Source organism: Streptomyces colwelliae (assembly GCF_048158785.1).
Classification (GTDB): Bacteria; Actinomycetota; Actinomycetes; order Streptomycetales; family Streptomycetaceae; genus Streptomyces.
Genome location: NZ_JBLTJC010000286.1, coordinates 1 through 13,531 on the forward strand (window position 1 = coordinate 1; position 13,531 = coordinate 13,531).

The 13,531-nt window shown below is 71.9% G+C and carries 10 protein-coding genes; 4 read left to right on the top strand and 6 right to left on the bottom strand.

Going from position 1 to position 13,531, the window contains the following annotated elements; genetic code table 11:
• Positions 1–184: 184 nt before the first annotated feature.
• From ACNFOC_RS39340 to ACNFOC_RS39350, 3 genes are all read right to left on the bottom strand, one after another.
• Positions 185–1,549 (bottom strand): phosphomannomutase/phosphoglucomutase, encoded by a 1,365-nt coding sequence (locus ACNFOC_RS39340; protein ID WP_416963803.1) that lies wholly within the window; start codon positions 1,547–1,549, stop codon positions 185–187.
• A gap of 101 nt (positions 1,550–1,650) precedes the next feature.
• Positions 1,651–3,267 (bottom strand): L-lactate permease, encoded by a 1,617-nt coding sequence (locus tag ACNFOC_RS39345; protein ID WP_416963804.1) that lies wholly within the window; start codon positions 3,265–3,267, stop codon positions 1,651–1,653.
• Between the two features lie 177 nt (positions 3,268–3,444).
• Positions 3,445–3,876, bottom strand: a complete 432-nt coding sequence (locus ACNFOC_RS39350) for a DUF3499 domain-containing protein (RefSeq protein WP_078532602.1) — start codon at positions 3,874–3,876, stop codon at positions 3,445–3,447.
• Positions 3,877–4,155: 279 nt separating this feature from the next.
• Between ACNFOC_RS39350 and ACNFOC_RS39355 the strand changes: the two genes are divergently transcribed.
• A complete protein-coding gene (locus ACNFOC_RS39355; protein WP_416963805.1) occupies positions 4,156–4,605 on the top strand; it encodes a metallopeptidase family protein in 450 nt (149 codons plus the stop codon).
• 29 nt (positions 4,606–4,634) lie between these two features.
• Here ACNFOC_RS39355 and ACNFOC_RS39360 read toward each other — a convergent pair whose 3' ends face one another.
• The 3 genes from ACNFOC_RS39360 to ACNFOC_RS39370 all read right to left on the bottom strand — a co-directional run bounded on the left by ACNFOC_RS39360 (position 4,635) and on the right by ACNFOC_RS39370 (position 10,318).
• Complete coding sequence (locus tag ACNFOC_RS39360) at positions 4,635–6,122, bottom strand: DUF5719 family protein (RefSeq protein ID WP_416963806.1); 1,488 nt, start codon at positions 6,120–6,122, stop codon at positions 4,635–4,637.
• Positions 6,119–9,844, bottom strand: a complete 3,726-nt coding sequence (locus tag ACNFOC_RS39365; RefSeq protein ID WP_416963807.1) for a glycosyltransferase — start codon at positions 9,842–9,844, stop codon at positions 6,119–6,121. The genes ACNFOC_RS39360 and ACNFOC_RS39365 overlap by 4 nt, the downstream gene beginning before the upstream one ends.
• A gap of 210 nt (positions 9,845–10,054) precedes the next feature.
• Entirely contained in the window at positions 10,055–10,318 is a 264-nt protein-coding gene (locus ACNFOC_RS39370; protein WP_003975777.1) for a WhiB family transcriptional regulator, read from the bottom strand.
• Between the two features lie 609 nt (positions 10,319–10,927).
• Between ACNFOC_RS39370 and ACNFOC_RS39375 the strand changes: the two genes are divergently transcribed.
• From ACNFOC_RS39375 to ACNFOC_RS39385, 3 genes are all read left to right on the top strand, one after another.
• Positions 10,928–11,437 carry a cysteine dioxygenase gene (locus tag ACNFOC_RS39375; RefSeq protein ID WP_416963808.1) on the top strand — a complete coding sequence of 170 codons (510 nt, stop codon included), beginning with the start codon at positions 10,928–10,930 and terminating at the stop codon, positions 11,435–11,437.
• Between the two features lie 44 nt (positions 11,438–11,481).
• On the top strand, positions 11,482–12,441 hold the full coding sequence (gene cofD, locus ACNFOC_RS39380) for a 2-phospho-L-lactate transferase (protein ID WP_329250957.1): 960 nt from the start codon (positions 11,482–11,484) through the stop codon (positions 12,439–12,441).
• Positions 12,438–13,531: coenzyme F420-0:L-glutamate ligase (locus tag ACNFOC_RS39385; RefSeq protein ID WP_416963809.1), on the top strand; the 1,094-nt coding region annotated here is incomplete at its 3' end. The genes cofD and ACNFOC_RS39385, both read left to right, overlap by 4 nt.

Consider the following 13,531-nt stretch of genomic DNA (forward strand, 5'->3'; position numbering starts at 1 on the left):
GACCCCCCTTCGGCCTGAACGGCCTCGTCCTCAAACGCCGGACGGGCTGAGAATGCGGGCCTGCGCTGGAGAGGTGGGCCCCTCCCCGGACTGGCTGAAAATGCCGACCCACGTGGAGAGGTGCGCCCCCTCCAGATGGGTCGGACCGGCATCGAGGAGAACCCTCGGCCGAAGCACCGTCACCTCACCCCCTGATGATCCCCAACACCTCGTCCCGCACCTTCCCCATCGTCGCCTCGTCCCGCGCCTCCGCGTTCAGCCGCAGCAGCGGTTCCGTGTTGGACGGGCGGACGTTGAACCACCAGTCGGCGGAGGAGACGGTGAGGCCGTCGAGTTCGTCGAGGGTCAGGTCGGTCTGGTCCTCGTAGGCCGCGCGGATCGCCGCGAGGCGGGCCTGCTGGTCGTCGACCGTGGAGTTGATCTCGCCGGAGCCCACGTAGCGGTCGTACTGGGCCACGAGGGCGGACAGGGGGCCGTCCTGGCCGCCCAGCGCGGCGAGGACGTGGAGGGCGGCCAGCATGCCCGTGTCGGCGTTCCAGAAGTCCTTGAAGTAGTAGTGCGCGGAGTGCTCGCCGCCGAAGATCGCGCCGGCCTTCGCCATCTCGGCCTTGATGAAGGAGTGGCCCACGCGTGTGCGTACCGGTGTGCCGCCGTTCTCCCTGACGACCTCGGGGACCGACCAGGAGGTGATCAGGTTGTGGATGATCACGCCCTTCCCGCCGTTCCTCGCCAGCTCTCGCGAAGCCACCAGGGCGGTGATCGCGGACGGTGAGACCGGGTCGCCGTTCTCGTCGACCACGAAGCAGCGGTCGGCGTCGCCGTCGAAGGCGATGCCGAGGTCGGCGCCCTCCACGCGGACGCGTGCCTGGAGGTCGACGATGTTCGCCGGGTCGAGCGGGTTGGCCTCGTGGTTCGGGAACGTGCCGTCCAGCTCGAAGTACATCGGAACGAGTGTGAGCGGCAGGCCGGCGAACACGGTCGGGACCGTGTGGCCGCCCATGCCGTTGCCCGCGTCGACGACGACCTTCAGGGGGCGGATGGAGGTCAGGTCGACGAGGCCGCGGAGGTGCGCCGCGTAATCCTCCAACGTGTCCCGCTGGGTGATCGTTCCCGTCGGTCCGGAGACCTCCGGCGCGCCCGAGTCCAGCCAGGACTCGACGAGTTGGCGGATCTCGGCGAGGCCGGTGTCCTGGCCGACGGGGGCCGCGCCCGCCCGGCACATCTTGATGCCGTTGTACTTCGCCGGGTTGTGGGAGGCCGTGAACATGGCGCCGGGCAGGTCGAACGCGCCCGACGCGTAGTACAGCTGGTCCGTGGAGCACAGGCCGATCTCGGTCACGTCGACGCCGCGCGCCGCCGCCCCGCGCGCGAAGGCCGCGGACAGGCCCGGCGACGAGGGCCGCATGTCGTGCCCGGTCACGATCGCGCTCGCGCCGGTCACTTGGACGAAGGCCGCTCCGAACAGCTCGGCCAACGACTCGTCCCACTGGTCCGGGACGACGCCCCGTACGTCGTACGCCTTCACGAGCTGTGACAGATCAGCAGACACGGCCAACCCTCCAGAAAGTCCTATCGGTCGCCCCAAACTACCCGTCAGGACCGACAGTGCGACGTGCGGCAACCGAGCCGTCCACACACCGTTACCTCAGCTCAGGGCAGCATCCACCCCAGGACGGCCGAACTCTGCCCGGCCACGATGAGGCACATCACCAGCAGCAGCCCCACGCTCCAGGGCAGCACCTTGCGCAGCAGGTCGCCCTCCCGCCCCTCCAACCCGACGGCCGCGCAGGCGATGGTGAGGTTCTGCGGCGAGATCATCTTGCCGAGGACACCGCCGGAGCTGTTGGCGGCGGCGAGCAGGTCGGGCGACAGTCCCGACTCGCGGGCCGCGCTCACCTGGAGGGCACCGAACAGCGCGTTGGACGACGTGTCCGATCCGGAGACGGCCACGCCGAACCAGCCGAGCACGGGTGACAGGAAGGCGAGCCCCGCGCCGGCGGCCGCCACGAAGTGCCCGATGGTGGCGGCCTGTCCGGAGAGGTTCATGACGTAGGCGAGTGCCAGGACGGACGTCACGGTGAGGATCGCGAACCGCAGCTCATGCACGGTCGCCGCCCACTCCCGTACCGCCACGCGCGCGTGGACCCCGAGGACAACTGCCGTGCACACTCCGGCGATCAGCACGAGCGTGCCGCCCGTGGCGACGATCGGCCAGGTGAACACATTGCCGCCGACGGGCTTCCCGTCCGGGTTGACGACGTCCAGGAAGGGCCAGTCGTACACGCGCGTGGCCCCCGCCAGCCAGTCCTTGACGGCCGGGATCTGCGCGATGGAGAAGATCGCCACGATCAGCGCGTACGGCGCGTAGGCGCGCAGCACTTCGCGCCGCGGGTCCTCCTCCTCCAGGTCCTCGGTGGGCACGCCGGTGAGCACGGACGCGCGTACCAGCTCGGGGGCGGGCCTGCGCGCCTGCGGTACGGCGACCAGGGCGCCCGCGCCGGCCAAGGCGGCCGCGATGTCGGCGAGTTGGGCGGAGACGTAGTTGGAGGCGGCGAACTGGGCCGCGGCGAAGGCGATTCCGCACGCCATGGCGGGGACCCAGGTCTCCCGTAGGCCGCGTCTGCCGTCCACGAGGCCGACCAGTACGAGCGGCACCACGAGGGCCAGCAGCGGTGTCTGACGGCCCACCACGGAGGCCACCGAGTCCAGTGGCAGGCCCGTGACCTGGGCGAGGGTGACCACCGGTGTGCCCATCGCCCCGAAGGCCACGGGCGCGGTGTTGGCGACCAGGGCGACGACGGCCGCGCGCACGGGGTCGAAGCCGAGCGCGACGAGCATGACCGAGCAGATCGCGACGGGTGCGCCGAATCCGGCGAGGGCCTCCAGGAGGGCGCCGAAGCAGAAGGCGACGACCAGGGCCTGGATGCGGGGGTCGTCGGAGAGCCGCCCGAAGGAGCGGCGCAGGATGTCGAAGTGCCGGGTGCGGACCGTCATCCGGTACACCCAGAGGGCGTTGACGACGATCCACAGGATGGGGAAGAGGCCGAAAACGGCTCCCTGGGCGGCGCTGGAGACGGTCTGTTCCAGCGGCATGCCGTAGGCGAGCCAGGCGACCAGGGCTGCCGCCAGAAGGCCGGTCAGGCCCGCCCAGTACGCCTTCAGGCGCACCCCGCCGAGCAGGACGAGGACGATGACGAGGGGCAGGGCCGCCACCAGGGCGGACAGGCCGAGCGAGTCGGCGACGGGTTCCAGTTCCTGGACGTACACGGGCGCCTCCCCGGGTTCCGCGATGCGGAAAGTGATTTCTCACTGGTCCGGGAATCGTCGTGTCCGCGACAAGGGCGCGTCAATGGGCGTGCATCACTGGATGAAACGCCGAGTGAATCGTTGAACGAACCGCAGGGGGGACCGGGAATCGTTGAACGAACTACGGGACGGACGCCGTCAGTTGTCCGGCGAGCGCAGCACCCGAAGATGCCCCCGACGTGCGACCTCCATCGGGTCCGCCGTACGGGCCCCGCCTCCGCCGCCGGCGCCCGCCGCCCGCTCCTGGGGGCGGGCCGCCTCGCGCACCGCGTTGGCGAGCGCTTCGAGGTCGTCACCGCTCGGGCGGGCGGGCGCGGAGCTGTCGAGCAGCCGGACGACCTCCCAGCCGCGGGGCGCGGTGAGGCGCTCGGAGTGCTCGGCGCACAGGTCGTAGCAGTGGGGTTCGGCGTAGGTGGCGAGCGGGCCGAGGACCGCGGTCGAGTCGGCGTAGACGTACGTCAGCGTCGCGACGGCGGGGCGGCCGCAAGCGGTGCGCGAACAGCGACGTACAGGGCTCACGACGTTGGACGGTACCGCACTCTTGAGCGGGCCGCGACGACTCTCCCCCAGGTCACCCCACCGTGTCGGGCTGTGAAACGCCCCACACACCTCACCGGCAACACACCCCTGACCTGCACGGATACCCCTTCCCGAGATCTCGAACGGGGTCGAACCCGGTCACCACTCGGCACAAACACCGTCAATTGCCTTGAGAGGGACGGTCTTCGAGACATACGGAAACGAGCCCAACCTTGGCCGGAATGGTCATCCGGCGACATGCCGCGCGGAGTGCCCGGCGGCGGGTGGAGTCGGGCGGCCGGACCCGGCGGGGACTACGCTTCACCAGTGATGGACACCCCCGTACCGCCCTCTGCCGCCGGCCCCGGGCCCCGCCGCCGCGATCGCCACGGCCGGGGCATGCGCGGCCCGATCGCGCCGCCCCAGGTTCCGCTCGCCGCGAGCCGCGCCGACGCGTTCGCGGATCTGGTGCAGGACTCCGTGGAGCGCCTGGAGCGTCGCTGGCCGCAGTTGACCGACATCGATTTCCTCGTCCTGGAAGTCCCTCGGCTGGGTGGTGCGGGCGAGGGCTGGAACGACGAGTCGGTGCCCCTGGGGGGCACGATCGCCGCCCACGAGGGGCAGCCCGCGCGCGTGGTGATCTACCGGCGCCCGGTCGAGATCCGCACGAAGGGGCGCGACGAACGGGCCGCCCTCGTCCACGAGATCGTCGTGGAACAGGTCGCCGAACTGCTGGGGCTCACCCCGGAGACGGTCGATCCGCGCTACGGGGAGGACTAGCACCCTCCCCGCGCGCGTGCCGCGAACCGCTACTTCTGGAGTACGGACAGGTCCTCGTCCGTCTGCGGCACCGACACCGTCCCCCGGTCGTCGGGCAGCGTCTGGATCGTGAAGCCCGGTACGCCCTCCTCGGTCGCCGACAGTGTCCGGGCCGCGTACACCGGGCCGCCCGACTGCGGTTCGACCGTCAGCGCGTAGGTGCCCTTCAGGCCAGCGGGGGCCGGGAGTTCGACGTCCTCGGTGGTGCCTGCCTTGATCGTGTACGTCTTCGAGACGGGGGTTCCGCCGCCGCTGCCCGCAGACGCGGTGACCTTGACCGTCGCGGTGCGGGTGGGGGCGACCAGGGACAGGGTGGAGCCCTTGGCGCTGTTGTCGGCGGACGTCGCGCGCGTGCCGACTTGGGCGGTCGCGGGGATGAACGCCGTCTCCTGCTTGCTGCCCTTGCCCCGCACGACCTTCAGCGCGGCGACGATCGGCACGGACTGGTCGGTCGGTGTCAGGACCAGGGAGCCCGGGTCGCCGCGCGTGACGTCACCCAGGTCGACGGCGGTCGTCATGCCCGCCTTCACGTGCACGGTCTCGTGCCCGGCCGGCGTGATCATCCCGGTGGGTGAGGACAGCCGCACCTTCAGGTCGGCGTCCGAGTCGCCCGGCGTGAAGGCGATCAGCCGCACGGAGGTGGCGTCCTTCGGGATGCCCGGCATCACCAGGCTGCCGGCCGGGTCCGTGGACGCGGCCAGCCAGTCGCCGCCGAGCTTGGCGTCGAGGGCCTGCACGGACGCGCCGACCCGGCCGCTGCGCACGCTCACGTGCACGGTCAGGTCGGTCTCCTGGTCGTCGGTGAGCGTGGACAGCAGGATCGGCTCACTGGCGTGCGGCTCGACCGTGATGCCCTCTCCCACCGTCGACTTGAGGTCGCCGTCCTTGCTGTAGAGCTCGATGTCGACGACGGCGGCGGAGTCGTCCGGGTTGGTGAGGTGCACGTAGTCGGTGCGGTCGGCGGAGGTGCTGGCGCCGGGGAACCAGAACTCGGTGTCCGGGGCGGTGCAGTTGACGCCCTGGAGGCCGCGGCCGTTGCCCGCGGCGACCTCGGTGGTCTCCTGGACGGTCCAGCCGGGCGCGTACTTGCCCTCGGCGGTGCCGAGCAGTGCGGGCGCGTCGGCGCCGGAGCTGTCGCCGGTGGCCGGGGCGCCGGGGTCCTTGGGTTCCAGGACGGGCTTGGCGGGCTTCTTCTTGCTGCTCGTGCCGTCGCCCGACTCCTCGGTGGCGGACTGGAGTTCGGCCTTGCCGCTGCTGTCCGTGCCTGCCGTGACGGGCGTGAAGGACGTGTACGACGTGTCGGCGAGGTCGGAGGTGCTGGGAGCCGGGCAGAGCAGGCTGGTGCGCTCCACGGGCAGCTGGGCGGCCGCCTTGGCGGTGCCGGCTCCGGACGCGGCCGGTGCCTTCATCTCGGCGAACCCGGTGACGGCGGCGAGCGCGACCACGCCGGCGAGGAGGGACAGGGTGGGGCGGTTCACTGCTGGCTCCCGTCGGTGCGCTCATCGCCGTGCGGTTGTTGCTGCTGGGCCGGGTCGTACGTCGGGTCGTAGGCGGGGTCGTAGTTCGGGTCGTAGCCCTGGTTCTGGTCGTAGCCCTGGTCGTACGTCGGGTCGTACGCCGGAGTCGCGGGCTGGCCGCCGTACGCGTACGGGTCGTACTGGCCGGCCTGGACGCCCTGGTAGGGGTCCGCCTGGTACGCCTGGTCGTAGGTACCGGGCGGGTACTGCTCGCCTGCCTGGTACTGCTCGCCGCCGTAGGTGCCGTACTCGGCGCCCGCGTAACTCGCGGCATCCCACTCGCCGTAGGACTGCTGCTGCGGGATCGCGGCGACGGCCTCCTCCTCCGGAGGAGGAGGAGGCGTGGTGTTCGTGGCGAACACGTCGAACTGCCCGGTGTCCGCGGGGTCGTCGGCCTGGTCGGTGGACTCGGCCTCCGCCTGGGCGCGCAGGCGGCGGGCCCTGCGGCCCTCGCCCGCGACCGCCTGGGCCGGGATCAGCTCCTCCTCGGGGAGGTCGTCGTCGATCTCGCGGCGGCGGCCCGGGAGGGCGAGCACGACGAGGACGAGGGCGAGCGCGCCCTGTGTCCACAGCCAGGCGGTGTGCCCGATCGGGTCGTCGTAGGTGACGTCCAACTTGCCGCCGGAGGCGGGGAGTTCGAAGCCCTGGGCCCAGCCGTCGACCGTGGTGCGGGTGAGCGGCTCGCCGTCCAGGGTGGCCGTCCAGCCCGCGGCGGCCGAATCGGCGAGGCGCAGGACGCGGCCGGTGGCGCCGGACGGGATCGTGGTGTGGATGTCGACGGGTCCGGCGGCGACGGGCTTCGGGGTGGCGGAGCCGGCGACGATCGCCGCGCGGGAGACCTCCTCGTTCACCCGCCACAGGGCGCTGCCGTCGGCCTGGCTGAGCCTGCTGAGGCCGGGGGTGGCATCCAGGACGCGGCTGACTTCGCGGGGCGCGCCCTTGTGGACGAGGACGTAGCGCACGGCGAAGCCGCCGAGTTCGTCGGCCTGGTCGGCGCCGGAACCGGCGACGAGGTTGGCGACGACCTTGTCGAGCTTGGTGTTCTCGCCGTCCGCCGCGGCGAACTCGCCGTCTCCCATGCGGGCGCCGGAGCCGCGCACCAGCATGTAGCCGACGTGCGCGGCGGAGTCGCTGTCGAGGACGAGGGTGCGGGCCTGGTCCTCGGTGCCGCTCTCCTCGGCGACGAACGCGGGCACCTGGGTCGGGTCGTGGCGCTCCAGGGGGCCGTCGGCGCCCCCGATCATCCAGCCGGCGGCGACGAGCAGCGGGCCCGCGGCCGAGGCGAAGGCGATCAGCACGGCCACCGGCTGGCGCCAGCCGAAGCTCTGCTCGGCCACACGCGCGCGTGCCCCGTCGGCGCCGAGCGCGGCGGCGGCGAGGAGGGCGAGGCCGTAGACGAGGGTCGCGGGGCCCGCCCAGGTGGAGCTGTTGGACAGGACGGCGAAGACGAGGCCCACCAGGGCGACGCCCCAGGCCGTCCAGATCCCGAACTGGCGCTCAGTGCGCAGCAGAGCGGCGAGCGCGGCCAGGACGATGCCGATGAGCATCAGGCCGCTGACCGTGCCGGGGCCGCCCGGGCTGGCGCCGAGCAGGTCGAGGGGGGACGCGGACCCGGAGCCGTACTCCAGTCCGGCCTGCTGGAAGAAGCCGAACGGGAGCAGCGTCAGCGACCAGGGCGCCAGGATCAGCAGCGGGGTGCCGTACTGGGCGAGGAAGCGCGGACCGTAGCCGACGAGGTCGCCGCGGCGCACGGCCAGCAGCGCGATGCCCAGGAGCAGCGTGATGGGCCAGATGATCGGCGTGAAGGCGGTGGTGATCGTCAGGAGCAGGGCGTACGCCCAGGTAGCGCGCCAGCTGCCGCGGGCCCCGGAGGAGTGGGTGAGGCCGCTGGCCGCGATGCCCGCGCGGGCCATCAGCGGGAGCAGCACGGCGAGCACGGCGGTGCCGATGTGGCCGCCCGCGAGGGCGCCGGTGGCGGCGGGCAGGAAGGCGTAGACGACGGCCGCCCACGCGCGCAGCAGCCGGGACTCGACGAGCGGGCGGGAGGCGAAGTAGGCGGTGAACCCGGCCAGCGGGACCGAGGCGACCAGCAGGACCGTGACGGCGAAGCCGGTCGAGCCGAAGAGCAGCGAGGAGAGCATCGCGACGAACGCGAGGTACGGCGGCGCGGACGGGGTGCCGCCGACGCCCACCGGGTGCCAGGAGTCCAGGAAGCGGGACCACAGCTCGCTGGAGTCGCCCGGGGCGGGCAGCAGCGCGCCGCCCGTGAGCGCGCCACTGGCGAGCAGGCCGCGGCAGGCGACGAGCGAGACGAGCAGCAGCACCAGGAACAGCACCGGGCCCGGCTTGCGGGCGATGCGCTTCACGCGCGCGAACTGCTCGATCTCCAGGAAGTCCGCGTCGTCGCCGCCGGGTCCGGACTCGACGGCGCCGCCGTGCCGGCCGGCCCCGGAGGTGATCTCGGGGTCGGAGGTGTCGACGAAGCTGGCGGCGGCCTGTTCGAAGGTGGCCCGCACGGTCGCGCCCGGAGGCGGGAACAGCGGCCGCAGCTCGGCCTTGTCGATCTGGGCGCCGGCCCGGCGACGCCGTCCGGCGAGGATCCGCTCGGGGCGCAGCAGGGTCCCCAGGAGGCCGCGGATCTCGTCGAGGGCCTGTCCGGGGACCTTGCCGACGAGGTTGGCGACGGTGCGCAGCAGGGTGCCGACGACGACCCTGAAGAGGACCCAGGGCAGCACAGCCGTACGGCTGTTGACGAGCAGGGTGTAGACGGCGCCGGCCTTGTCGACCTTGTGCGGGGAGGCGACGGTGCGGCCCGCGCAGTCGACGGCGCGGCGCTCGCGGGAGGCCGCCTCGGCGTGCCGTACGACCGCCTCGGGGGCGACCAGGACGCGGTGGCCGGCGGCGGTGGCGCGCCAGCACAGGTCGACGTCGTCCCGCATCAGGGGCAGCCGGCGGTCGAAGCCGCCGAGTTCGTCGAAGACGTCGCGCCGGACGAGCATGCCGGCGGTGGACACGGACAGCACCGGCCGTACGTGGTCGTGCTGGCCCTGGTCCTGTTCGCGGCGGTCGAGGCCGGTCCAGCGGCGGCCGGAGTGGGCGATGGTGACGCCGACCTCAAGCAGCTGCCGCCGGTCGTACCAGCCGCGCAGCTTGGGGCCTACGACGGCCACGTCGTCGCGGCCCAGTTCGTACTCCTGGTCCACGACCCGCAGCAGTTGCGCCAGGGCGTCGGGCTCCGGGGCGGAGTCGTCGTGCAGCAGCCACAGCCACTGGACGGGTTCGCCGTACGGGAGTTCGGGCATGTCGTAGGCGTCGTCGCGCCACGTGCGCGTGACGGGGTCCCAGCCGCTGGGGCGCTTCAGGTACGGCAGCTCGTCCGGGGTCAGCAGGGGCGCCGTGCGGTTGGCCTCCTCGACGGCCTGGCCGAAGCCGGTGCGCCGGGCGAGGTGGAGCACGCGGTCGGCGCCGAGGGCGTCGGTGACCAGCTGGGCGGAGTCGTCCGCGCTGCCGGTGTCGGCGGCCATGACGCTCTGCACGGGACGCTCCTGGCCGAGCAGCCCGGCGAGCGCGTCGGGCAGCCAGCGGGCGCCGTCGTGGGAGACGAGCACCGCGGTCACCACGTGACGCGGGAACTCAGGAGTGGCAGCGTCGTGTTGGGCTGCCGTGTGGCTGTGCACGGACATCGAGGTACGGGCCCCGGTTCGATGGACTGCGGTGGACGCCCGCGTCCCGAGGGGACTGCGGTACGTCTCGGACGAGCGCCCACACTATCGGCTGGGCATGGCGACGGCCCGCCGCCTGTGGATAACCCAGCTGCGACGGGCCGTTCGGTACGTCCCGAGGTATGACCCGAGGTATGACCCGAGGTATGTCTTGAGGTGTGCCGTACGGCTTCAGACGGCGGCCTTCTTGAGCCGACGGCGTTCCCGCTCGGAGAGGCCGCCCCAGATGCCGAAGCGTTCGTCGTTGGCGAGGGCGTATTCGAGGCATTCGGAGCGGACCTCACAGGCCAGGCAGACCTTCTTGGCCTCGCGGGTGGAGCCGCCCTTCTCGGGGAAGAAGGACTCGGGGTCGGTCTGGGCGCACAGCGCGCGCTCCTGCCAGCCGAGTTCCTCGTCCGCGTCGTCGACCAGCAGTTGCTGCACCAGCTCGGTCATGTGCGCCCCTCGTCCGTCTTTCGCGTCCCCGTGATGTGGCCGTTATTGATGTCGGCTGAACGACACGAGTGAAATTACAAGTGTGCTGCTCCGGGCGAGTCAAGCCGAGATCTGCTATTGGGCCCCTTATTCACTCTGCGGAACCAAGGGCTAGCGGAAAGTGTTCAAATCGGCATAAACCTTGACAAGCAGAAGAGACCCTCCCGAGCGCCTCCTACCCCGAGACGGAGCCTGTACGGGGGAGGACGCCCAGGAGTTCGATCTCGTTCCACTGGGGTTTGTGCGCCCGGTTGTGCGCCATGTGTCCCGGTAGGCGTATGAACAAACCTTTCCCCTGGGAGATGAACCGGATGAGGTGAAACATGTCCCACATACCGGGCGTCGAGTTGACAGTGCGGGTGTGAACCGCTGTCCTTGTGGGCATGCTCGCGAACTTGGCACTCACCTCGACCCGCACCGCCGGGTCCCTCGGTGCTGCCCACGCTCGCTGTAGCTGTTGTTGCTGTTCCGGCTGTTGAGCCCCACGCGCTCCCGCCCCACTTGCTTGTCTGTTTGGTGACACCCAGCCCCCGCCGTTACTTACTTACGCCGAGGAACCACCGCACCCCCATGAACAGCGACAGCGACCTTCAGATCGCCGGCGACATCCTCGAAGTCCCGCACCTCCTCCAGCCGCCGCGCGAACACCCCGCCACCGTGGCCGAGTTCGTCGGCCTGGCGCGCTCCGTCGCGGCCGACCGCGCCCGGTGGGAGCACCTCGTCGAGTACGACGCGACGACCCGCTGGTACCACCGGCTGCACACCGGCCCCGGCTACGAGGTGTGGCTGCTGTCCTGGGTGCCCGGACAGGGCAGCGGGCTGCACGACCACGGCCGCTCCTCCGGTGTGCTGACCGTCCTGGACGGCACGCTGACCGAGCGCACCGAGCGGGGCACGCGCGCGTTGGGGGCGGGCGCGCAGCGGGTGTTCGCGCCGGGGTACGTCCACGAGGTCGTCAACGACACCCTCGAACCGGCCATAAGCCTGCACGTCTACTTCCCGGGCCTGACCGAGATGCCGATGCACACTGCGTGCGCGAGGATCACCGGGTCGGAACCGGTCGATGTCGTGACTGCCTGAGACTGGCTGCCGCGTTGTCAGACCCGCCTGCAAGACTTGTCCCCATGCGCATTGTGGTTCTGGCAGGCGGTATCGGTGGTGCCCGGTTCCTGCGCGGTCTCAAGCAGGCCGTGCCGGACGCGGACATCACGGTGATCGGCAACACGGGGGACGACATCCACCTCTTCGGGCTGAAGGTCTGCCCGGACCTCGACACGGTGATGTACACGCTCGGCGGCGGCATCAACGAGGAGCAGGGCTGGGGTCGGGCCGACGAGACCTTCCACCTCAAGGAGGAACTCGGGGCGTACGGGGTCGGGCCCGAGTGGTTCGGGCTCGGCGACCGGGACTTCGCCACCCACATCGTGCGGACGCAGATGATCGGCGCCGGGTTTCCGCTGAGCGCGGTCACCGAGGCGCTGTGCGACCGGTGGCAGCCCGGGGTGCGGCTGATCCCCATGACGGACGACCGCGTCGAGACGCACGTCGCCGTCGAGGTGGACGGTGAGCGCAAGGTGATCCACTTCCAGGAGTACTGGGTACGGCTGCGCGCCTCGGTCGCCGCCGAGGCCGTCGTGCCGGTCGGGGCCGAGCAGGCCAAGCCCGCGCCCGGCGTCCTGGAGGCGATCGCCGAGGCGGACGTCATCCTCTTCCCGCCGTCCAACCCGGTCGTCTCCGTCGGCACCATCCTCGCCGTGCCCGGCATCCGGGAGGCGATCGCCGAGGCCGGGGTGCCCGTGGTCGGCCTCTCCCCCATCGTCGGGGACGCGCCCGTGCGCGGGATGGCCGACAAGGTGCTCGCGGCGGTGGGCGTGGAGTCCACGGCCACGGCGGTCGCCGAGCACTACGGCTCGGGGCTCCTCGACGGCTGGCTCGTCGACACCGTAGACGCGGCCGCCGTGGCGGATGTCGAGGCGGCCGGTATTCGCTGCCGGGCCGTACCGCTGATGATGACCGACACCGAGGCGACCGCGCGGATGGCGCGGGAGGCGCTGGCGCTGGCGGAGGAGGTGCGGGCGGCATGAGCGAGGTGGCGCCGGTGGAGGGGTACCGGGTCTGGGCGGTGCCCGGGATGCCCGAGGTGGCGGCCGGGGACGACCTGGCCAAGCTGATCGCCGCGGCCGAGCCCGGGCTCGTCGACGGGGACGTGCTGCTCGTCACCTCGAAGATCGTGTCCAAGGCGGAGGGACGGATCGTAGAAGCGACCGACCGGGAAGCCGCGATCGACGCCGAGACCGTACGGGTCGTGGCGCGGCGCGGGGCCCTGCGGATCGTGGAGAACCGGCAGGGGCTCATCATGGCCGCCGCCGGCGTCGACGCCTCCAACACCCCTGCCGGGACCGTGCTGTTGCTGCCCGAGGACCCGGACGCGTCCGCGCGCGCGATCCGCGACGGGCTGCGGGACGCGCTCGGCGTCACCATCGGCGTCGTCGTCACCGACACCTTCGGGCGGCCGTGGCGCACGGGGCTCACGGACGTCGCGATCGGCGCCGCCGGGGTGCGCGTGCTGGACGATCTGCGCGGGGGCACGGACGCGTACGGCAATCCGCTGAGCGCGACGGTCGTGGCCACGGCGGACGAACTGGCCGCCGCCGGTGATCTCGTCAAGGGCAAGGCCGCGGGGCTGCCGGTCGCCGTGGTGCGGGGGCTGCGGCATGTCGTGACCACTGAGGATGACGAGTTGGGCGCGCGGGCCATGGTGCGGGGCGGGCGCGACGACATGTTCCGGCTCGGGACGTCGGAGGCGGTACGGGAGGCGGTGACCCAGCGCCGTACTGTGCGGGCCTTCACGGACGAGGCGGTCGACCCCGGTGCCGTACGGCGGGCGGTGGCCGCTGCGGTGACCGCGCCGGCGCCGCATCACACGACGCCGTGGCGGTTCGTGCTGCTGGAGTCCGCCGAGTCGCGGGGTGCGTTGCTGGATGCGATGCGCGATGCGTGGATCTCCGATCTGCGGCGGGACGGGAAGTCCGAGGAGTCCATCGCGAAGCGGGTGCGGCGCGGGGACGTGTTGCGCGGGGCGCCGTATCTCGTCGTGCCGTGTCTCGTCATGGACGGGTCGCACACGTACGGGGACGCGCGGCGGGACGGGGCCGAGCGGGAGATGTTCGTGGT

Bases quoted from the DNA above. Each gene is read 5' to 3' on its own strand.
- ACNFOC_RS39355 (WP_416963805.1), top strand. From the start codon at position 4,156: ATGGACACCCCCGTACCGCCCTCTGCCGCCGGCCCCGGGCCCCGCCGC.
- ACNFOC_RS39365 (WP_416963807.1), bottom strand. From the start codon at position 9,844: ATGTCCGTGCACAGCCACACGGCAGCCCAACACGACGCTGCCACTCCT.
- ACNFOC_RS39370 (WP_003975777.1), bottom strand. From the start codon at position 10,318: ATGACCGAGCTGGTGCAGCAACTGCTGGTCGACGACGCGGACGAGGAA.
- ACNFOC_RS39375 (WP_416963808.1), top strand. From the start codon at position 10,928: ATGAACAGCGACAGCGACCTTCAGATCGCCGGCGACATCCTCGAAGTC.
- cofD (WP_329250957.1), top strand. From the start codon at position 11,482: ATGCGCATTGTGGTTCTGGCAGGCGGTATCGGTGGTGCCCGGTTCCTG.